We start from the raw sequence: 20,704 nt of genomic DNA, 5'->3' as shown, positions 1-20,704 counted from the left end.
GCCGTCTCTACACCGACACGCGCCGGTCATCAAAGTCATCGCCCGCCACGCCGGCGCGCGCTCCATCAGGCCGCCAATGTAGCGCGCCGTCTGCGGAACCACCATCATCGCGGCCCATGGCTCGAAAATCCTCCGGCCCCGGCGGGCGCAGGACAGGCCTGGCTGTCTCGAGTGCGGGTCCCAGCATGGCTGCCTCAATGTCCCCCGTCGCCATGCCCGCAGCCGCCATGGCCATCCCCACAGCCGACTGGAGCATCGGCACCGCCAGCATCCCACTCCGATGCGGCAAAAACGAAAAAGAGCGGGCGCAAGCGACGCCGCCTGTAAAGCTGCCGCCGCCTTTCCCAGGCCGCAGACCCCCACAGGATGGCAACTACCAGCCCCAAACCGGCGAACAGGCCGCCGATGGCCAGCAAGGTCGTCGCGTAAACGTCGGTCGCCATGCTGCCTCCCGGCTTCACCCTGAGAACAAAGAGACGCCTCTCGGGAATCCTAACCGAAATCGACGCAGGGTCCAGAGCAACGCGTGGTGACGACCAGACGATCTTGGCTCCAACGCCTTGCTTCGACGCACCCTTGCGTTTCCCGGTGGCTCCGCCGAGCCGCAAAACGCCCTAGAGTCAGCGCTACATTTGACGTAAACGCGGCCGTGCTGCTGGCCGAACGCGGCTATCGGGTCCAGGGCATCGACATCTCGCCAACGGCCATCGCCTGGGCCAATGAGATCTTCAAGGCCGCCGGGCATGCCGGCCGTTTCGTCCAGGGCGATGTCCGCGCCATACTCGACATCGGAGCCGCGTCCTTTGCCCTGGTCTTCGGCGCCTGCCTGCATTGCCTGATCGGCGCCGACCGCTGCCTCTGCCTGGCAGAGGTGCGCCGCCTTCCAGCTGGATAGCGTCTTCATCGCCAGCACCATATGCGGCCCGCCGCACTCGTCAGGGGCCTGCGCCCGCTACGATGCCGCTCATCAATGCCTCGTCGAGGATGGCGTTCCCACACGCACCCTCAGACCGCTGCCCGCTCTCCTGGCGGAACTGGAGGAGGCCGGCTTCGAGGTGATCGACCATCGTATCCGCCGCAATCCCTGGTGTGACTGCGCCACAATCGTCACCCCCTCGCATCCCTTGCTCAGAACTTGTAGCTCACGCCGAGCAGCGCCGTGGTTTCGTTGAAGCGGACCTTGCCGGAGGGATTGCCGCGCAGCCGCCATTTGCCGAAATCGGAATAGCGCACCTCGCCGCGCACCGACCAGTTCTCGTCGATCGCATATTCGAGGCCGGCGCCCACAGTCCAGCCCACGCGAGTGGTGCTCTGCGATGACACGCCAGCCGGTATGGTGACGCGGTATTTCTCATCGGCAAAGGCGACGCCCGCGGTCAGATAGGGCAGGAAACGATCGAAAGCGTAGCCGAGGCGGCCGCGGACGGACCCCTGCCACTCGCTCTTGAAGCGGACGGCGTAGGGCGTGGCGGCGGCGATGCCATGGCGCGTCTTGGAAAGGGAGCTATAGTCGATGTCACCTTCCAGGCCGACCACGATATGGTTGTCGAACTGGTAGTTGTAGCCGGCATGCAGGCCCCCGACGAAGCCGACATTGTTGAAGCCCTGGCGATAGCCGTCGCTCGAGGTGATCTTGGCATTGCCGAAGGCAGCGCCGGCATGGGCACCGACATAGAAACCGGTCCAGCTATAGGGGGCGACCGGCGCGATCGGCTCGGCGGTGGCATAGCCAAGGTCGGCGGCCAGAACCGGAGTGGCACTCGCCAGGAGGGCGGCTAGGGCAAGACGCAGGCGCATGGGACAATCCAGGTTGAGCGTTCGATATCAACACTCATGCCACGAGCGGCGGCGGCTGTTTGTATCGGGAGAAACAGGAGAGGTTTTCGAGGCAAGGAAGGGCGGACGAGACGTCCGCCTCTTTCTTGCCTCAACCCACTCCCGTGAGATCGACGAGCAGGCTTTCGGCCTTCAGGCGCGCCTTGCCGACGGTTCCACCGGCCCGGCCGACGCGCAGGGCATTGATCAGCCGCCGCCCGTCCCCAATGCCGAAACGGCGCCGGCATTCGCCGGCACAATCGGGATCATCGGCGAGAACAGCCATCGGCCAGGCCGACAAGCCCACGCGGGTCAGTTCCAGCCAGCAGCGATGGAAAGCCCGGCCCGATTGCAGCGCTGTTTCCTCGAAGGGCCGGTGAAACAGCACGATGCCAGCGGCACTGAGCGTCTTGCCGCGCTCCCCGAAGAGGGCGGGTGCGAGCTTGAGACGATCGACCAGCGAGAACAGGCCTCCGCCCATTACCTGGCGCGCCAGGAAGCCTTCGATCGGGCTGAGGTGCAAGGCATCAAGATTCATGCCGTCCTCGCCATAGGCCGGATCGGACCTCGACAGCCGCATCCAGCTCAACAGTTCCAGGCGAAAAGCCCTGTCGCGGAGGAGATGCAGGCTCGCCTCGTCCGCGAGGCCGGCGAGAAACGCCCTGTGTTCCGGTGCTGCCACCAGCGTGACGTCGGGCCGTTCACCGGCCCAGGTTTGCAAATCACGCGCCTTGCTTGTCTCGACTGCGAGAAAGGGCGCGCGCCAGGTGACCCGGCTGCGCAAGGCCTCGGCCATGCCGGACGGCTGCGTGCCTTCCGTCACCTCGAAGCGTGCCAGCCGCCGCAATCCGCCCGGGCCATCTTCATCGACTTCCGCAATGGTGCCGGCGCCAAGGCCGAGTTCGGCGAGGGTGATCAGCATACCCTCCAGCGCAGCGCCGCAGGAAACCGCTAAATCGCGTCCCTCCGGATCCCCCACGGCGAGGCGTCGGGCAGGATCGGCCAGGAGCGCGATGGAGCCATCGGCCTCGAAGCACCAGCGCGCCGGCTGGGTGTTGTGCACCGACGGCGCGAGGTTCGCACCTCCAACCAATCGTCGCTGCGTGGCGGCATCGAACATGGGTCACAGGACCTTGCGATAGAGGTGGAGGCGATGCAGCTGGCGGGCGCCGGCCTTCTCGGCCTGGCGCAGGCTTGCCCGGTTCACATCGGCGATCCAGGTGCCGCCGACGCTGCGATAGCCCGCCGCCTTCATGGCGGAGACGACATGGTGCAGCATCAGCGGGTTGACGCCCTCGCCGTGATAGGCCGGCAGCACACCCTGGAAGATGATCACGGCACGCGTGCGGGTCAGGCGATAGCGCAAATAATGCCAGGGCGTCGTGAGCTTGAAACGTGCGCCTGTCGCCCGGACGAGTGGGTTGAGATCGGGGATGGCGATCACGGCCCCGATCGGTTCGCCGCGCCTCTGCATCACCACGGAAATGCGCGGATCGATGATGGTCTTCATGTCGCGCGCCTGGAACTCGAATTCCTCCCAGCTCAGCGGCACGAACATCGGATTGTCGGCGAAGGATGCGTTGAGGATGGCATGCGCATCCTTAAGCCGCGCCGGCAGGGTCTTGCGATCGACCGGCGCGAAGGCATAGTCGCCACTCGCCAGCAGGGCCCGTTGCTTGGGGCCGAGCAGCATCGCCGGATCGATGGTGGTGAGGTCGAGCGCGGTGGTGCTCATCGGAAATTCCGCGCGGTAGCCGGCCCCCTCCAGCAGCTTCATCACGTGAGGCGGGCTGTAGATCTGGTCGGTATAGGGGGCCTGCTCAAACCCGCCGGTCTGGACGCCGGCCTGCTGCATCGCCGTCAGGTTGAAGTTGCCGATCAATTCGTCGAGGCCGCGCTCGCGCGCCCAGGCTTCCGCCTCGCCCAGCAAGGCCCGCGCGGCATCGGCATCGTCGGCACAGTCGAAATAGCCGAAAAGGCCGCGCTTCTGCCCGTAACGCTCGTTCGAGGCCCTATGGACATGGGCCGTGATCCGCCCCAGCACCCGCCCGCCCGCATGGGCGGTAAAGAAGGCCAGGTCGTCCCGCCCCGAGAACAGCGGATTCTCGCGCACCGACAGGAAGCGCTGGAGATCGTTCCGCATCGGCGAGACATAGAGCGTCTGCCTGCCATAGGCCTCGAAGGGAGCCGCAAAGAAAGCGTCGAAATCGCCTCTACGAATGGTGACCATCATGTCTCTCCGACAAGAGCATGGCGACACGCTGCATCGCCCTGAGCTCGGTCTCGATTGCCCTTCCCGACACCATGCCGGGGATCTTCAGGGCGAGCAGCGTCAAAGGCTGCCGGTCGGCCATCAGAATATGCGTGGCGCCATAGCGCTCGAACAAGGCCGCCATCTGTTCCTCGGGGCTGCCGGCCGCCCATGTCGCTCGAAAATCTCCGGCCCGGCGCACGGGGTCACGCTCGAACAAAGCCGCGAGGGCCTGCCCGTCGAAATCCTTGAGGTCGGCGGCCTCCAGGGTCAGCGCGTCCTCCACCAGCCAGATACGCCGCAGCATGGCCAGGAAGCCCGCAGCATCCATCGTGCCCTGGCCGGCGATATGGGCGAGCAGGCTTCTCTGGCGTTCGGCCGAGGCCAGGTGCTGGCTGTCGCTGAAGATGGCGGCGAGCAGGCAGGCGGCAAAGATCACGGCCACGGTCTGGACGCCGCCCGTGAGGCTCAATCCCTCCATGACGGCGACGCCGATGCCCGCAGCGCAGGCCGAGGCCGCGAGTACGAGAAAGGCCCGGATGGTCTCGCTTTGGCTGAAATGGCCACGACCCATGCCCACCACGATCCAGCAGGTGAAGAGAATGGCGATGCCGCCCAGCCGCACCGGAAGATCGAAGCCGTCGAAGCGGAAATCCGTCAGCAGTAATGGCAGGATCAGCACCAGCGGCAGGATCATGCGGTCGACAAGCCAGTTCTCGCTTGCCGTGAGCGAGGCTCTGTCACGGCGCAGCAGCATCCAGCCCGCCAGGGCGAAGCCGGCGAGCTGGGCAGCGCACAGGAACCAGGAACGTCCGGGCTCGACCAGGCTTTCGGGGCAGAGCGCCAGCACCAGCAGGACGATCGTCGCCGCCAGACTGGCATATTTGACCGTTGGCCCAGCATGGCGGCGCAGCAGTCCTTCCGCAATCATGATGGTTGCAAGCGGCATCAGGGCCGCCGCGATGAACATCGCCGCCGAGAACAGGCCGATGCCGGTGAGCCAGCTCAGCACCCGGGCGCCGAGCAGGATCATCACCAGCCAGAGTCCGAACCGGACCCGGCGCGTCGCGATGTCGGTGCTGCCGCCTCGCCGCAGGACGGATGTCACCACGGCAAGCCCGCCGATGGCCGATATCGACACCAGGCTGTCGGCAATGAGCTGGGCCCGCGTCATGCTCCGCCCGTGAGCTTGCCGAGAAAGCGCCGCACCACCGGGCGCAGCAGCGCCGCCACCACGGCATTGCGCGGGTGTTCGACGCGCGCGCGATAGGGGTTGAAGAACCAGCCCCGGCAGTCGGTGGCGGTATGCCGGCCGAGGATGAGTTCGATCGTCTCATAGGCCATCAGCATGCCGGTGGTCACCACCATAGGGGCAAAGGACATGCGGCTGCGCTTGCCCGCCGCCACCTCCCCCGCCAGGGCAAGATCGATGTGATGCCGCGAGGAGGAGTGCACCATGACATGCTCCGCCTCGCGCAGGAACGCCTGGCTGCGCTGCTCGGGACTCACCTGGTTCCACTGTGTCGCCAGCGTAGGATAGCCCAGCCTCTCCTCCGGCATGGGATCGCCGGGCCGGGTGACATAGACGGAGGGCAAGGGCGAGGCATAGGCATCGACGACCGTCTTGCCGAGCGCTTTCGCACGCCGGTAGAGCAGGAGCGAGGCGGAAAGGTCGTCGGTGCCGTTCACGACAACGTCGCAGCGGGCGATCAGAGCGTCGGCGCTGCCTGGCCAATCGCGGCCATGTACCTCGATGAGGAGATCCGGATTGATCCGGTGGCACTGGTCGCGCGTCGCCTCGGCCTTGGGACGGCCGATTGTGTCGAGATTGGCGAAGACCTGGCGGTTGAGGTTGGAAAGCTCGAATGCATCGAGGTCGGCTAGATCAAGCCCGCCGACCCCGGCTCGCGCCAGAGCGAGCACGCAGCCGCCGCCCATGCCGCCGGTGCCGCAGACGAAGATGCGGGCATTGCGCAGCCGCTCCTGCTCCGCTTCGGTGACGAAGCCGATATTGCGGGTGATGAAGCGCCCATAGTCGAAATCCTCGTGGCCCTCAGGCCTTGCCAGGTCCGGCTTGGCTATTTCCGGCATGGACGCAGCTCCCCCCATTGACGATGCGGCGCCAGCCAATAGACCAAGGGCAGGATCAGGCCCTGCAGCCCGGCGAAGGCGGCGGAGAGCAGGAGGCCACGCAGCGATTCGCGCGGCACGCTCTCGGTGAGATACCGGCGGGCCGCCCCGATATCCATGACGCCGAGCTGGAGAATGTCGTCACCACGCTCATAATCCAGCACAGTACGGCAATAGTCGTTGAAACGCGTGTCGCGATGCTTGGCGGCCTGTTCGAAGCTCTTTTTCAGGGCATCGGACCCGCCGGTATAGGCATTGGCGATCACGAAGCGCTCCTCGTCGAATTCAGCCTCCTCGCCCACGCCGAAGACAGCGCGGTGGCGCTGCAGGATCTGTCGGGCCAGCAGAAGATGGGTGAAGCCGCGCCCGTCGGTACCGGCCGGATTCGGAAAGCTTCGCGAATAGCCCTCCGCCACCAGGCCGATCACGGCGGGCACCTGGGTGACGTTGGAGATCCAGAATGGCCTGAGCTGGTTGCGGGCCAGCAGGAGGAGGCTGGTCAGGCCGTAGAGAACCCAGGAAAGACCCTGGCTGCGCTCGGCCGGATCGACCATCACCAGGCCGAGATGGATAACGCGTTCCGGGCGGCCGTTGAGGTCGACATCCATCATCGCCAGGGCGTTGAAGGCAACCGGGCGCGGATTCTCTCCCCGGCGATAGACGATCGTGACGATGCTACTGCCCAGGGCCCGGCGGCCGCCGGCGAAGACGCCATAGTTGAGAACCTGCCCCGGCAGATTGGCCGCCGCCACGGCGGACAGGTCCTGCCGCACGCCTTCGAGCGCGTCATCGTCCATCCACAGGCCCGGACGCTCGAGGATGCGGACCTCCAGGCTCGCGCCCGCGCGCAGGCCGAGGTCGAGGTAGACCTGGGTCAGGGATTGCAGCCAGACGCCGAGCATGGATGGCTCCTCAGGCGCTTCGCACGAAGAGGGGCATGCCGCCGCGGGGCCTCAACGTGATGCTCATTTGCGGATAGATGGCATGATCGGGGTCGGGCGCAAAGCGCAATTCCCGCATCAGCGTGGCCAGCAGCACCGTCGCCTCCATGGTCGCCAGCTTCATGCCGATGCAGATGCGCGCGCCACCACCGAACGGCATGTAGGCGAAGCGATGGCGCTTGCGGATTTCCGCTTCGTCGAAGCGATCGGGGTCGAAGCCAGCCGGATCGTGCCAGTGCTTGGCATGGCGCTGGAGGACATAGGCGGCGATGGTCAGGTGATCGCCCTTGCCGATGGTCAGGTCTCCCAGCCTGGTGGAACGGATGGCCGTCCGACCGACAGCCGGTGTCGGCGGATAGAGGCGCATAGTCTCCTGGATGACGCGCCGATGCAGGTCGAGCCGATCGATCGCCTCGGCGGTGACCGGGTCCTTCCCGCATATCTCCTCGGCCTCGGCGTGCAGTTGCTCCTGCAACTGGGGTAGATTGGCAAGGATGCTGAGCGCCCAGGTGACCGCCAAGGCTGTGGTCTCGTGACCAGCACCGACGAAGGTCACGACATTGTCGACCACCTCCTCCAACCGCAAGGCCTTGCCTGTTTGCGGATCAACGGCCCGGCCGATCAGGCTGGTGAGACTGTCCATCCCATCGACAGGCGTCGCTCGCGACTCGGCGAAGGCCCGGGCGGTCTCCCGCAAGCGCCGGATCGCGCCTCTTCCGCGATGACGCAGGCGCGGGAACCATTCGGGGAGGCCGACATAGTCGGAAAACCCCACCACGCCATGCGTCCGGAAATAGCGGTCGACGTCCTCGATGGTCCTGTCACGGTCGTAATGGGGGCCGGGATCCCCGAACAACGTCTCGACCACGATGTCCAGCGTGGTGGCCATCATGACCTGCATGACATCCACGCGGCTGCCATCCGGCAAGGCCCGCAACGCAGCGGCCGTCTGGCCGACGAATTTGCTCATCGACGGCACGAGGGGAACCAGTTTTTCGTGCCGGAACACAGGAGAGGCGGCTCGCCTTTGTGCACGCCAGGCCTCGCCTTCCGCCGTCAGCAGCCCTTCTCCCATCGCTGGCTTGAGGATCCGGTTCACCAGGGTCGACTTGACGTAGGACCCGGCATCGTCGAGCAGCACCTGTCTGGCGAGCTCGGGGCTGGTCACCGTGATGAAGCGCCCACCCGGCCAGCGCATCACGCTGACATCGGTCTCGAACATGTCGGCAGACCACATTTCCAGCGGATTCTTCAACGCGGCAGCCAAACTCCGCCACGTCCCGAGCGGTGCGGGCGGCGGCGTGACGGTTGAGGGATAGAAGGTCATCGAGCGCAAGCCCGGGCGCGCCCAGCGCCATAACCACTGCGATTTGGGAGACCTCGATTTTCCGACCCTATCGAATAGGACTCTGATTTTCCGAGGGCGCCTACGAAACGGACGGGTTGCGATGCCTGAATCGTCATTTCGCCAGCACGAAGGCTTGCAGCGCTGCCAGCGTATCGGCCCCATAGCTGCCATCCGCAGCACGATTGAGCAGGCCCGCCTTGGCCAGCCGCTGTTCGACGGCCTTGCGCAGTTGCGGCGTGAGCGAGGTCGAGGCCTTGTCGATCAGAAGACCGCGTGCCACCGGCGAGCCACCCCTCAAGGCTTCCAGACCATAATCGGCAGCCTTGCCGGGATCACGCTTGATGCCGCCCGCGCCCGCCATCAGGAAAGGGATCAGGCTGGCCTTGGCATTGAGGTTGCCGATCGCAGCTGCTCTCTCGAAGAAATCCGCGGCCTTGCCGAAATCACGCAGCCCGCCAATGCCATTGGCCGCCATGTTGCCGAGCATGACGTTGCCGTCGCCGTCGCCCAGTTCGGCGGCGCGTTGGAACAGCTTGCGGGCCGTGGCGAAGTCCTTCACCGCGCCGGTCTGACCCAGCAGCACATAGCCGACCCGCAGCATGGTCTGGGTGTGCTCGGTCTCGACGAGCCGGTCGATCCATTGGCGCGCCTCGCCCGCGTTTTTAGGAACTCCCGTGCCCTGCAGGTAGAGCACGGCGAGGAAACCCATCGCCTGCGGATCGCCGGTATCGGCCGCCTTCCTGTACCACTGCGCCGCCTGCACTGCGTCGCGTGGGCGGCCAGTGCCGTTTTCGAACTCGATGGCGATGTTGCGGATCGCCGAGACGTTGCCGGCCGCTGCCGCCTGATCGAACAGGCTCACGGCACGCGCCAGGTCGACAGGTCCGCCCTCGCCCGTCTCCAGCATCAGTGCCAGATCCGACATGGCCGAAACCGAACCCGCAGCGGCGGCCTTCGTCAGCAGGTCCCGAGCCTCGGTATCGCTGCCGGCGACATCGAGCGCTCGCGCCAGCTGGAACTGCACACGCCGATCCTCGGGAGCGGCCGCGAGTGCCGCCCGGCAGGCCTCGACGGCCAGGCGGGGCTGGATGCGGTTGAACTCGACACCGGGCACGCCCGAAGGGCGGTCCATGTCCTGCGGCGAAGCCGCCATCTTGTCGCATCCTTCCACAGCAGCCCGCGCCCCGGCATCCAGCGGCGCCGGCGTGGGCGTTTGTGGCGCCACCGTCGTCGGAGTGCTGGGCGCGGAGATCGCAGGAGCGGTCGTAGCCCCGCCGGCAAAATAGAAATCGCCCAGCAGCGAGAAGGTGACCTCGGGCAGTTGCCGCTCATTGGTGGCCTTGTAGACATTGGCGGCGACACGGCGGAACAGCGCGCCGATTTCGACGCCCGGCTTGTCGACTTCTCCCAGAAAGGCTGCCGCAAAGGGGCTGTTGCGGCCGCCTCCATCGGCGGCAACGGCCCCCGGCTGGGTGGAATAGGCGATCACGCTGCCCGCCGTCTGCTGGATGCGGGCCAGCCCCCGGCTGACGCCGAGGGAGCGGGTCGGGCTGGCCTTGGACAAAAGCTGCTGGGCCAGGGGGTTGTCGCGGCAGGCATCGAGCATGACGATGCGCACGCCGTTGGCACGCTGCAAGTCGGACAGGATGTCGTCGACCCGCGCCATCTCGTAATTGACGTCACCGACCCCGGTCAGCTTGGCATCCACCGGCATCAGATAGTTCGAGCCCTGGAACTGGAAACCGTGGCCGCCATAGTAGAACAGCGCCGCGTCAGCGCCGTCGGCTTCATTGGCGAAGCGCCTGAAGGCATCGTCCATGCCGCGCTTGTCGAGATCATAGCCCTCGACCACCGTAAAGCCGACCGCCTTCAGGGCCTTGGCGACATCGGTGGCATCGTTGCGGGGATTGGGCAGCGGCACCGTATTGCGATAGGCCGAATTGCCGATCACCAGGGCGATACGCTTGTCCGCCAGTGCGGGGGTGGAAAGCGCCGTACAGCAGATAAGGACAAACGCGAGGCCGGCGAGCACGGGCCGCAGAGGAAATCGCATCGTCGAAGCTCCCTGTCGCTCTTGCGCCGGACCGTCGACCGAAGCCGCATAATCGACAATGCCCAAGGGAACAGATCGTTGATGGCGGCGTCAAGGCCATCATGCGAGGCCTGGGAAACACCGCGACTGGGACCGCGGACGTCCCGTCCGTCTCTTCCTTTCCCGCAAACGCCGCGGTTCCAAGGAGCGGACGAGGACGTCCGCGGTCCCAGCCGTGTCGCTTGTTGATCCCCTACCGCAAGCCGTCCTCGCCCTTGATCTCGGCCTTGGTCAGGCCGCCGACACGCGGCAGGGGACGGCCGCTGTCGGTGACGACGATCGCCACCAAGATCTCGTCGGCACGCGGCGCGTCGGGCACGCGCACTTCCATGGCATCGAAATGGCTGCGCACATAGGCAGCGTCCTTGTGGCCGAGCGGCACGTCGAGCACGCCGCCGAGGCCGCAGCGCTTCTTGGCCGACGGGATCAGCGCCGCGCCCTTGCCGAGTACCTTGCGCACCGGCGTGCCCATCCTGGGATGCAGGATGGCGGCAGCATGTTCGAGCTCGCCATTCTCGCCCACGGCCGCGGCCTTGCCATAGCTCTCGGCATCAGGCCCCTCGATGCCGAGGGCGGCGACCGCCCGCTCAGTCAGCAAGGCGCCGAGCTCCTCGCCGATCTCCATCAGCGGCGTGAGATCCTCGACATAGCGGCCGGCGAAGGGATTGGCGATCACCGCGATCGCCGCCGCCCGCCGGGTCGGCGGCTCGACGGGGCGGTCCATCTCGCGGCGGACTTCCTCAACGAAGGTGACGAGCTTGCGGATGCTGACCGGCATGACAGCGTTTCCTTTCCAGAACAGAGTTACCGCAGCCCATCCACGCCCTTGACGTCTTTGGCCGCGAGGCCGCCGACGCGGGCATGGATGCGTGCTCCGGTAGTCATCACCAGAACCAGCAGGAGTTCGTCCGCCTTGGGCCCGTCGGCGAGCCCCACTTCCATGGCGTCGAAATGGCTGCGCACATAGGAGGCGTTGATATGGGTGACGGGCACGTCGAGCCGCGTGCCGGGTCCGCCGAGCTTCTTGGCCGAGGGCACGATCGCCTTGGCGTCCCCCAGGATCTCGCGCATGGCGTAGCCGCCGGGTACATGCCAGAGCGCGCCATGCTCGAGTTCGCCCGCGGCGCCGACGATGGCGCCCTTGCCATAGCCCTCGACCTCCCCGGCCTTGCCGCCGAGCGCCGCCAGCAGTGCCTCGGCCATCTCCACGCCGAGCGGCTTGAGCTCCTCCATGAAGGGCGCGATCTCCTCGACATAGCGGCCTGCAAAGGGATTGCGGATCACGCTCAGAATGGCGCCGCGCTTCAGCGGCACGGCGCTGACGGGGCCGCCCTCGTGGAAAATCTCTTCGACGATGATGGCGCGCTTGCGCAGAACGATTTCGGGCATGTCAGGCGGCTTTCGGTTGCAGCAAAGTGTTGTCAGTCGACACCAGCGCGGTGACGCCGGCAAGATGGAGGGCGGCGGCGCGGATCAGCCCATCGTCGAGTAGACCGCGAGCCTTCGCCTCCCCCGCCCGCAGCGCGGCGGTTATGTCCTCATGCGTGAGGGAGCCGACATCCCGCGTCACCAGGCGTTCCCCGAGATCGCTGTCGGGCTGCAGTGAGGACGCCGGCACCCGCAGGATGCCGGGATGGCCGAGGATATCAACCGCATTGGCGATGATGGTGGCCGCCGCATCCGCCGCCGCCGCATCGGCGGCCAGAACGGTAACAGCGTCGGCAATACCCAGGGAGAAGCTGCGCCCACGCCAGCCGGAGGTGGCGATGCCACCGATCCCCTCGCCCGCCCGTATATGGCTGCGGGCGAACAGACCAGGCCTGTCGGGGCGGTCGACAAGGCCGATGGCGAAGTCCTCGCCCTCGGCCAGATGCACGGCAATGTCGCCGCCATTGTTGACGAAGGCGCGGCGCAGGGGCGCCGCCGCCCGCATCGCCGACAGGATCTCATCCGCCACGGCACCGGCCACCGCCGCCATCGGCGTGATGAAATGGCTGCCGGCATGGGGGGAGACCGCGGCCTGCATGCGCCGTGCAACCACGCCCTGCGCCGGCAGGCTCCTCGCAGTCTGAGGCGATCGCAGGAGGGGGAGTTCCTCGCAGAGTGTCTCGAGCAGACCGTCGAAACGCTGCATCGCGGCGCCATAGGCTGATTGCACCGCCTCAGTCTCGGCCTGTGCCTCGATGATGAGATCGATCGGGCCATGCTGCAGGTGCAGGCGCCTGTTATCGCCCAGGAATGCGGCCTGCGGCCCGGCCCTCATCCGTGCGACCTCCGGGCCGCATGCGGGGCGAAAGGCCAGGGATTGTCGGCGCGCTGGGCGAGATCGACCCCTTCGCGCAGGCTGGAGAGTGGCCTGATATGGCCCATATGCCCACCCATCGCCTCGTAATCGTCGAGCCGCAGCGTGAACTCGATCGGCGCCACCAAAGCCGGCGTCGGTACATAGCCGAAGGCGTTGTCCGGCAGGCGGGTGACGTCGACCATGAAGGTGATGCCGCCGCCCGGCCAGACATAAACAGGCGCACCGCCGCAGGTGACATAGGTCAGGGCATCCTTGACCGAACGGGTCAGCCGCACCGGGTTTTCGGTGACACCCGCCCTCAGGGACCCGCCGGCGCCGCCGATAAACAGCACCGTAGCGAGAGCCGGCTCGCAATTTTCGGCAATGCGCTCCACCGATTCGACCAGGGATGTCGGCAGGTCCCGCCGCACCGGCCGCAGCGTCTCGTCGAGTTCGTAATAGCCGTGATGCTCGCCGGTAGTGCTCACCATCAGCAGGCGCAGGCCCGGCCAGGCCGTCTTGGGGTCGAATGGGCCTAGAATGGCGAGAGGATCATCGATATTGGTGCCGCCCCAGCCGGTACCGGGCTCCGCCACCTGGAAATAGCGCCCGGGCGTGGAGCGCCGCCCCTTGAGCTTGATGCCGGTGTCGGGGATGTCGAGCAGCTTGCCGGCCTGATGCTCGGACAGAACGCCGGTGATGTGATCGTCAACCACCACCACCTCGTCAGCCTTGCCGAGCCATTGCCGCGCGAAAATGCCGATGGTGGCCGAACCGCAGCCGACGCGCATGCGCTGTTCGAGCTGCCCATTGACCACTGGCGCCTTGCCGGCCTCGATGACCAGGGTGGCGCCACCATCCACGGTCATCTCGATCGGCTTGCGGTTGCATAGGTCCAGCAGGGCGTCGCAGGTGACGCGCCCCTCCTTCTTGGAGCCGCCGGTGAGATGATGCACGCCTCCCAGCGACAGCATCTGCGAGCCATATTCGCCGGTGGTGACGTGGCCGACCGCTTCCCCGTTCACCCGCACCGTGCTCTGCTCGGGCCCGACGAAGCGATCCGTGTCGATCTTCACCTTGACGCCGCAATAGGAGAAGATGCCCTCGGTCACCACCGTGACCATGTCGACGCCCTCGACCTGCGAGGACACGATGAAGGGCGCCGGCTTGTAGTCGGGATAGGTGGTGCCCGCGCCGATGGCGGTGACGAATTTTTCGGGACTCGGTACCAAAGAGCCGTCCCATCCCCTCGCGCTGCCGAAGGGCACGAGGTCACCACCTTCGGAAACAGTACGCTCCAGGAGGATGTGCGGATCGACCCGGACCAGCGTGCCATTGTCATTGGCATAGCGGTCGCAGGCCCCCGCCATGCCCGGCTTGATGTAGCACATCACCGGACAGGCATCGCAGCGGATCTTGCCGTCTGCCGAGACTGCCGGAGCCGGCGTCTCGAACTCGCTATGGGCGGAAAACTCACTGTAGGACGGCATGGAGCGAGCCCCCGAAGGCGGGTCAAATTCGTTTGTATACTAACGATAGTCGACCCGGACTCCCCTTTTGTCAAGACTGCGGGCAAAGCCTTCTGCGATGCCTGCCCGGTGATGTGCTCCACCCAGCCGGCCATGACTGGATAGCACCTATTGCCCGAAGCCGCTTTCCTCAGCGGATATATCCTTGCAGGCGCCGCGATCCTTCTCCCCCACCATCCTCTTGTCGCGGATGACAGCCCGTCTGGACAGATCGATCTCCCACGCCACAAAGCCCTCATTCGCCGTGACCGTGCTCGCGCCGAACACCGCCCTCACCTTTCTCTCGCTGCCGGTCTCGGGAACATGGACCCCAAGCGTTCCCGATGACGCATCGAGGGCGAAATTGAAGATCTGTGGCTCTTTCGGGGGATTGGGGAAACTGCACGACAGATAGGTCGGCGCCCCTAAGGCAACGGAGACCGGCAGCATTGTCAGGCAGATGGTCAGGCCGGCTCGCGAAAGCAGTTTCATGCGACAAGCTCTCAATTGGCAGGTTGATATCGGCGAGGCCAAACATTGACCGACATCCGTCATTGCGCGCGCAGCGAAGCAATGACGTCGGCCGCTGCGCCTACCCCGTTTTCTCCGGTCCCTTCTCGATCAAGGTGGTGACGTCCTGCAGGATGTGCGGCAAGGCAAAGCCCGCCGTACAGGCAAGATAGCGCGGCTCGAAGCGGGGATTGAAGCGGGCCTTGAAACCGCGCAGCGCGTCGAAATTGGCGATGTGATCACCGAAGCGGAACAGCAGCGGTGTGACGCGTTGCCAGGCCGGGCCGAGATTCTCGCCGGCCTGCGCCGGGTTGGGCGTCAGGCCGAGATCGAAACGCCGGGCGCCCCGGGCCTTGGCGAGACGCAACAGGCGCAGCAGCATGAAATCGAGCGTCGAGATGCCGAGTTCCGGCAGATAGCGCAGGATGTCGACCGCCCATTCCTCATTGTCGGCACTGCGCATCACCACGGCAAAGCCGACGATCTCGCCCGCCCGGCGCAGGATGGCGCAGTCATTGGTCCGGATCCAGCCGGGCGAGAAGCGTCCGACAACGAAATGGCCTTCGCTTCGGCCGGTGCCCGCGAGCCAGGAACGGGACACGGCTTCCAGCGTCGGCATGATCGCGGCCGTGGCGCCGGCGGGAACCAGATCCAGACTGAGGGCATGGATATCGGCCCAGGAGAAAATAGCATTGGCGCCGCTATAGGGCTCTTCCGCCAGGCCGGCGAGATCGAGCGTGGCGTGATCGCCGATCGGCGTCAGCGTCAGGCCGGCCTCGAGATAATCAGCCCGCATCCGCGGCGAGGCCGAAAGGATTACCGGCCACAATCTTTGCTGCTCGGCCCTCTCGCCGAAGACCCACAGCAGATCCTGCACCAAGGCGGGATCACCCATGGGATCGCCCAGCGCGATCGAGGACGCCCCGGCGCGGGCCACCACCATGGCAGCGTTGCCCTGATCGTTGGCGAGCAGCATCTGGCCGGGCAGCAAGGCAAGCCGGGCCTCCGCCGAAGGCACCCGCGCGACCAGGCCGGATATATCGATCGAAGCTGATGGCACCAAGCCGATACCGCCCTTCCAATAGGCACTGAGAATGCCGATGACGATGGCGGCTGTGACAGCCAGGCTGGTCGAGCGCAGGAAGCGCGACATCTCATCGCCATAGCCGAAGGCGACCCACAGCTCCGGCGTGTAGTCGACGAAGCGGAAGGCAAAGAAGCCGATCCACACCGTCACCGCCAGCATGGCCGTGATGGCGCCGAGCAGGAGCGGCGAATAATCGATGCCGAACACACGCGAGCCACGGGGAAAGGCCGGACGGCTGAGGGCAAGCACCAGCAAGGCGCAGCACAAGGTCAGCATGAAGCGCCAATCGGCGCTGCGCAGCAAGGTGGCGACGGTGGCGATCACGAGGACGAGCATCGCCGCGCGCCAGGCGGCCTCCATGCGCCGGATCAGGCCTCGCGCCAGGAACAGCAGTGCCACGCCCGACAGCGACGCGATGATGTGGGCCGTTTCCACCACCGGCAGCGGCACCAGGTTGGAGAGCAGGATGCGCCGGGCTTCGGTGGCCGGCACCGCGCCGGTGATCAGCAGGGCGCCGCCGGCAAGGAACATGGCGCCCGCCACCAGGATCGGAGCGAGCGGCTTCATGATGCTGGCGACCTGGTCCACCATCTTGCCGACGACATGGCGCCGGCGCGCCAGCTCATAGGCCCCCAGAATCGCCAGAGCCAGGGCGAAGGGCACGAAGTAATAGATGACGCGGTAGAGAATGATGCGGCCGAGCAGATCATCCTTGGCGATCATCGGCAGCGCGATCAGCATCGTGGTCTCGAACACCCCGATGCCGCCCGGTGCATGGCTGAGCACGCCGAGAAAGGCTGCCAGCACATAAATCACCATGAAGGTGAAGAAGGGCACGTTCGCCGCCTGATCCGGCAGCAGAATGTAGAGCGCGCCGGCGCCGGCACAGACGTCGAAGACACCGAGCACGATCTGGGCGACGGTGACCTTCCCGCCCGGCAGCGGCATCGACCAGCCCTCGACCGCCACCACGCGCTTGCCCGTCGAGACATAGCCGACATAGCCGACGATCACGGCAATGATGGCGACGCCGATCGACATGTTGAGGGACAACGGCAAATGGTCGACGCCGGCCACCGACCCCGGCACCAGCACCAGGCCGAACGCCAGGACAGCTCCCATGCCGAGCCAGAAGGTCAGCGTGCACACCAGGGTCAGGGCGGCGATCTGCGGCGCAGACAACCCCGCGCCGCCATAGACCCGGTAGCGCACCGCGCCGGCGGTCAGCAGGGGCACGCCGAGCGTGTAGCTGATCGCATAGGAGGTGAAGGAGCCGATGGCGGCGGTGGAATAGGGAATGTCCTTGGCGCCGATCTGGCGCAGCGCCAGGCCGTCATAGCCGGTCAAGGCTAGATAAGACAGCGCCGTGAACAGGATCGAGAGGGCGATCGCCGTCGTCGGCGTGGCGGTGAAGGCGGCCACCACCTTCTCCGGCTCGACGCCGCGCAGGATCGACGCCAGCACGATGAGCGCACCGACGAACAGCCCGATCGACAGGATCGGCCCGACATAGCGCCAAGGCACGCGGCGCAGCAGCCGCCGAAAGGTGGAGTGCTTCTCATTCCCGGGCGGCAGGACGAGCAATCGCGCGGCCGGCTTGTTCTCGTCCTTGTTCGCCGTCACATACCAACTCCCGAGCTACTCGAACGGCTTGCCTTATGCGCGCAGGAAGACCGAATTGTGAAGAGGGGCGTGATGCGATTTGGCACGCCTGGATATCCGGCCTTCATGTTCCATCGATCGCCTTCAACCGGGCCAGCATCGCCTCGACCTCGGCCTCGGGCAGTTTCGCGATGTCCTGGGCCAGCCGGTTGGCAAGCTCTGTGGCCTGTGGCGACAGACCGGCGGTATCGACCACGACGCGTGGGTCGGACAGCGCAGCCAGGCGCTGCAGGTCCTCGGCTTCGTCCCAGATGATATTGAAATGGGTGATGATCCGCTGCAGCAAGATCCAGGTCGGTTGCCCGCGCTTGCCATGCTCCAGGGCCGACAGATAGGCGGCCGAGACGCCGAGCGCCTCCGCCATCTCCTTGAGGCTCTGGCCGCGAGCGGCGCGCAGGGCGCGTAATCGGGCACCAAAGGGGGTCATCGTTCGCCAAGCCTGCGGATGCGGCGCAGACGGACATAGAGGGCGCCGCTGCCGCCATGCCCGTGATGCGCCTCCTCGAAGCCGAGAATCAGGGGCCTGAGATCGGGCATGCGCAGCCATTGCGGCACGACGCGGCGCAGCACCCCGCGCTCATCGCCCGAAAACGCCATATCGCCGCCACCGCCCTTGCCGGTGATGACCAGCACCATGGAATAACCACGCATCTGGGCAATGGCGAGAAAGCCCCGCAGGGCGCCGTGAGCCTCGACCTGGCGCATGCCGTGCAAATCGATCCTGGCATCGATGGCTCGCGTGCCGCGCACGACCTGGCGCCGCTCATTTTTGTCGATGGGTGCTATCGGCGGTATCGGCGGTGCGGGAGGGGGCTTGACCGGACGGCTGGCCGCGGCTTTCGGCTTCGCCGCAGGCCTGGCGGGCGGTGAAGCAGGCTCCGGTGGCGTTTCCGCCGCCTTGGCTACAGCCGTGGCCAGCTTGCGGCGGCGGCGTTTCAGCGGGATGATTTCCCGGGTGACGAAGGCCCAAAGTTCGCTGTCCTCGGCGGTTAGCCCCTTGCGGCGGGTCATGGCCGCGCCTCGGGGCCATTATCCGTACTGGGGGAGGATTTGGGCCACAGCACGTAGAAGCCGCCGCCATGGCGGACCGCACCGGCAACCGCACCGGCCTTGGCGCCCGATCCGAAGAAAATGTCGGCCCGCGCCGGCCCGATGATGGCCGATCCGGTGTCCTGGGCGATCATCAGCTTGCGGACAGGTTCAGGTTTCACACCGCCGCCGACATTGGGAATTGCCGTCTCGACGAAGACGGGCAGGCCGTAGGGCCAGATCTTGCGATCGATGGCGATGGAGCGCAGCGGCGTCACCGGCAGCCCCTCGCCGCCGATCGGGCCGGCATCGGCGCCAAGGAAGGGGGCCACCTTGAAGAAGACGAAGGATTTGTTGTGCCACATCACCTCGCGCGCAACCTGGGGGTCGCGCGCCAGGAAATCCCTGAGGCCTGCCATGGTGACGTCGCGGGGCGGGATGTTGAGCCTATCAGCCACCGCCTTGCCAATGGCGGAATAGGGCTGGCCGTTCTTGCCCGCATAGGCAAAGCGCACCACGCTGCCCGTCGGCAGCCGCAGGCGTCCCGAGCCTTGCACCTGCATGAAGAAGCGGTCGACGGGATCGGCGACATAGGCAATCTCGAGCCCTCGCCCGTCCAGGGCTCCCTCTTCGATCGCCTTGCGGTCCGGATAGATCTCCAGGCTGCCGTCGAGCTTTCGCCGGGCTGCGCTGTAGCCTTCGAAACCGGGCGGTATGGCGTTGGGTTCGAAGCTGACGAGATCCGCCGGCCGGTCATAGAGCGGGGTCTGGAACTCGCCTTCGCGCACCAGCGATCCCCGGAGCTCAGGTTCGTAATAACCGGTGTAGAATGCTTTTCCGCCGGTGGGCCCGCTGCCCTTCTGCGTGGTGATGCGCCAGGCATTGAAATGGGCCTGGAAGAACGCGCGGGCCGCCGGGCCATCCAGCGCTCCGCGCTTCAGGGCTTCGCGGCAAAGGCCGGCCAGATCTGTCGGGACCGGCACGCCGGCATCGAGGGCGGGATTGTTCGCGGCCTGCGAGCGACAGGATGCGAGCCAGACCTGCCAAGCCTCGGCGTGATCGTCCCGTTTCCAACCCGGAAGCTTGCCGAAGGGCACTAGCGCGGCCGTCGCTCCCGCCGGAAGCGGAGGCGGCAGCGGACGTTCGCCGGCCCAGGCTAGGCCGGCCGCAACGAAGAAAGCGGCGAAGGGCCCGATTCGGCGCAAGATTCCCATGACATCGATACCGTGGCCCGCCCGCCTCTATCCGACCGCGCTCAACCGCCGGTCGCCACGAGGCGCCAATTCGGGTCCTTGGTGCTGGTATCGCGCGCGAATGTCCAGGTATCGGAGACGGTCGCGACCTGATCGGCGCTGCCATCGACGACCGCGCCGTTCCTGTCCTTGGTGGCGCTGATCATCTGCGAGACGAAGCTGACGGTCAGTTCGGCAACGCGCCCCTTGACGCCGGCGGCGACGATGTCGGCCTTGTCGATCGAGACGAAATTGGCCTGCACCGTCTCGCCACGCGCCTCGCGCTCGGTGATGTCCTGGGAGAACGCGTCGAAATTCTCGCGCGACAGCAGGTTCTTCAGTGTCTTGCGGTCACCATTGTTGAAGGCGGTAACGATCATCTCATAGGCCGCCTTGGCGCCCGGGACGAAGCTCTGCGGCTGGAAGCTCGGATCGACGACGGCAATCGCATCGAACCCTGCCGCCAAGGGGGTGTCCTTCTCGGCGAAACCTTCCCACGGGAAAGCGGGTGTCGGCGCCTGGGCTTCGATAGGGGATTCGGCCTCGCGCTGCGGCGGGTTTACGGCCCTGTCGTCGCGGGTCGCAGGCTGGGCGTCTCGCCGCAACCCTTCGAATGTTGGAGGCTCGGCGCCGGTGCGCTCCCCAAGCACGGAACGGAGTTTGAAGATCACGAACACCGCGAGCCCCAGAAACACCAGCGTGATGATATCGAAACTACCCATTTGTGCCTTCAGCATCCCCACCGACCGAGTGACGACTCGAAATAACGGCTCAAGTCCCCTGTGGCAATGCCACAATCCTCACCTATATGGTGT

Annotated in this window: 21 protein-coding genes; 1 reads left to right on the top strand and 20 read right to left on the bottom strand. The window is 66.1% G+C overall.

All coding sequences use genetic code 11. The features are described from left to right. Window positions 1–7 precede the first annotated feature (7 nt). Complete coding sequence (locus AB4037_RS00385) at window positions 8–187, bottom strand: hypothetical protein (RefSeq protein ID WP_441770161.1); 180 nt, start codon at window positions 185–187, stop codon at window positions 8–10. 7 nt (window positions 188–194) lie between these two features. Then, window positions 195–443 carry a hypothetical protein gene (locus tag AB4037_RS00380; RefSeq protein WP_441770160.1) on the bottom strand — a complete coding sequence of 83 codons (249 nt, stop codon included), beginning with the start codon at window positions 441–443 and terminating at the stop codon, window positions 195–197. A 206-nt stretch (window positions 444–649) separates the two neighbouring features. Here AB4037_RS00380 and AB4037_RS00375 point away from each other — a divergent pair, with 206 nt between their 5' ends. Next, window positions 650–895 (top strand): class I SAM-dependent methyltransferase, encoded by a 246-nt coding sequence (locus tag AB4037_RS00375; protein ID WP_434958045.1) that lies wholly within the window; start codon window positions 650–652, stop codon window positions 893–895. 233 nt (window positions 896–1,128) lie between these two features. Here the strand turns inward: AB4037_RS00375 and AB4037_RS00370 are convergent, their stop codons facing one another. From AB4037_RS00370 to AB4037_RS00285, 18 genes are all read right to left on the bottom strand, one after another. Next, a complete protein-coding gene (locus AB4037_RS00370; protein ID WP_441770159.1) occupies window positions 1,129–1,797 on the bottom strand; it encodes an outer membrane protein in 669 nt (222 codons plus the stop codon). Between the two features lie 130 nt (window positions 1,798–1,927). Then, window positions 1,928–2,935 carry a hypothetical protein gene (locus AB4037_RS00365; RefSeq protein WP_434958048.1) on the bottom strand — a complete coding sequence of 336 codons (1,008 nt, stop codon included), beginning with the start codon at window positions 2,933–2,935 and terminating at the stop codon, window positions 1,928–1,930. A gap of 3 nt (window positions 2,936–2,938) precedes the next feature. Continuing rightward, window positions 2,939–4,048 carry a GNAT family N-acetyltransferase gene (locus AB4037_RS00360; protein ID WP_441770158.1) on the bottom strand — a complete coding sequence of 370 codons (1,110 nt, stop codon included), beginning with the start codon at window positions 4,046–4,048 and terminating at the stop codon, window positions 2,939–2,941. Continuing rightward, window positions 4,029–5,240, bottom strand: a complete 1,212-nt coding sequence (locus AB4037_RS00355; RefSeq protein ID WP_441770157.1) for a hypothetical protein — start codon at window positions 5,238–5,240, stop codon at window positions 4,029–4,031. Before AB4037_RS00355 ends, AB4037_RS00360 begins: the two co-directional genes overlap by 20 nt. After that, entirely contained in the window at window positions 5,237–6,157 is a 921-nt protein-coding gene (locus tag AB4037_RS00350; protein ID WP_441770156.1) for a HesA/MoeB/ThiF family protein, read from the bottom strand. Before AB4037_RS00350 ends, AB4037_RS00355 begins: the two co-directional genes overlap by 4 nt. Next, window positions 6,145–7,098, bottom strand: a complete 954-nt coding sequence (locus AB4037_RS00345; protein ID WP_441770155.1) for a hypothetical protein — start codon at window positions 7,096–7,098, stop codon at window positions 6,145–6,147. The genes AB4037_RS00350 and AB4037_RS00345 overlap by 13 nt, the downstream gene beginning before the upstream one ends. A 10-nt stretch (window positions 7,099–7,108) precedes the next feature. Next, window positions 7,109–8,464, bottom strand: coding sequence for a cytochrome P450 (locus tag AB4037_RS00340; protein WP_441770154.1), 1,356 nt, complete (start codon window positions 8,462–8,464; stop codon window positions 7,109–7,111). A gap of 133 nt (window positions 8,465–8,597) precedes the next feature. Next, window positions 8,598–10,538, bottom strand: coding sequence for a caspase family protein (locus AB4037_RS00335; RefSeq protein WP_441770153.1), 1,941 nt, complete (start codon window positions 10,536–10,538; stop codon window positions 8,598–8,600). Between the two features lie 232 nt (window positions 10,539–10,770). Next, on the bottom strand, window positions 10,771–11,355 hold the full coding sequence (locus AB4037_RS00330) for an amino acid synthesis family protein (RefSeq protein ID WP_441770152.1): 585 nt from the start codon (window positions 11,353–11,355) through the stop codon (window positions 10,771–10,773). A gap of 26 nt (window positions 11,356–11,381) precedes the next feature. Next, a complete protein-coding gene (locus AB4037_RS00325; protein WP_434958056.1) occupies window positions 11,382–11,966 on the bottom strand; it encodes an amino acid synthesis family protein in 585 nt (194 codons plus the stop codon). A gap of 1 nt (window position 11,967) precedes the next feature. Then, a complete protein-coding gene (locus AB4037_RS00320; RefSeq protein ID WP_441770151.1) occupies window positions 11,968–12,840 on the bottom strand; it encodes a UPF0280 family protein in 873 nt (290 codons plus the stop codon). Continuing rightward, complete coding sequence (locus AB4037_RS00315) at window positions 12,837–14,351, bottom strand: 6-hydroxynicotinate reductase (protein ID WP_434958058.1); 1,515 nt, start codon at window positions 14,349–14,351, stop codon at window positions 12,837–12,839. The genes AB4037_RS00320 and AB4037_RS00315 overlap by 4 nt, the downstream gene beginning before the upstream one ends. A 147-nt stretch (window positions 14,352–14,498) precedes the next feature. Next, on the bottom strand, window positions 14,499–14,861 hold the full coding sequence (locus AB4037_RS00310) for a hypothetical protein (RefSeq protein WP_441770150.1): 363 nt from the start codon (window positions 14,859–14,861) through the stop codon (window positions 14,499–14,501). 100 nt (window positions 14,862–14,961) lie between these two features. After that, window positions 14,962–17,589, bottom strand: coding sequence for a bifunctional lysylphosphatidylglycerol flippase/synthetase MprF (mprF, locus tag AB4037_RS00305; RefSeq protein WP_434958060.1), 2,628 nt, complete (start codon window positions 17,587–17,589; stop codon window positions 14,962–14,964). 103 nt (window positions 17,590–17,692) lie between these two features. After that, window positions 17,693–18,055: a helix-turn-helix domain-containing protein gene (locus AB4037_RS00300; RefSeq protein ID WP_434958061.1), complete on the bottom strand. Its 363-nt coding sequence runs from the start codon at window positions 18,053–18,055 to the stop codon at window positions 17,693–17,695. Next, window positions 18,052–18,639: a Smr/MutS family protein gene (locus tag AB4037_RS00295; RefSeq protein ID WP_441770149.1), complete on the bottom strand. Its 588-nt coding sequence runs from the start codon at window positions 18,637–18,639 to the stop codon at window positions 18,052–18,054. The genes AB4037_RS00300 and AB4037_RS00295 overlap by 4 nt, the downstream gene beginning before the upstream one ends. Next, the gene (mltA, locus tag AB4037_RS00290; protein WP_434958063.1) at window positions 18,636–19,871 is read right to left on the bottom strand and encodes a murein transglycosylase A; all 1,236 of its coding nucleotides are present in this window, start codon (window positions 19,869–19,871) and stop codon (window positions 18,636–18,638) included. The genes AB4037_RS00295 and mltA overlap by 4 nt, the downstream gene beginning before the upstream one ends. A gap of 41 nt (window positions 19,872–19,912) precedes the next feature. Further along, window positions 19,913–20,611: a Tim44/TimA family putative adaptor protein gene (locus AB4037_RS00285; RefSeq protein ID WP_434958064.1), complete on the bottom strand. Its 699-nt coding sequence runs from the start codon at window positions 20,609–20,611 to the stop codon at window positions 19,913–19,915. Window positions 20,612–20,704: the final 93 nt, after the last annotated feature.

It is taken from the genome of Labrys sp. KB_33_2 (assembly GCF_052114505.1).
Lineage (GTDB): Bacteria > Pseudomonadota > Alphaproteobacteria > Rhizobiales > Labraceae > Labrys.
Note: the sequence above shows the minus strand (reverse complement) of the source record. Positions and strands in the feature narration are given on the sequence as shown.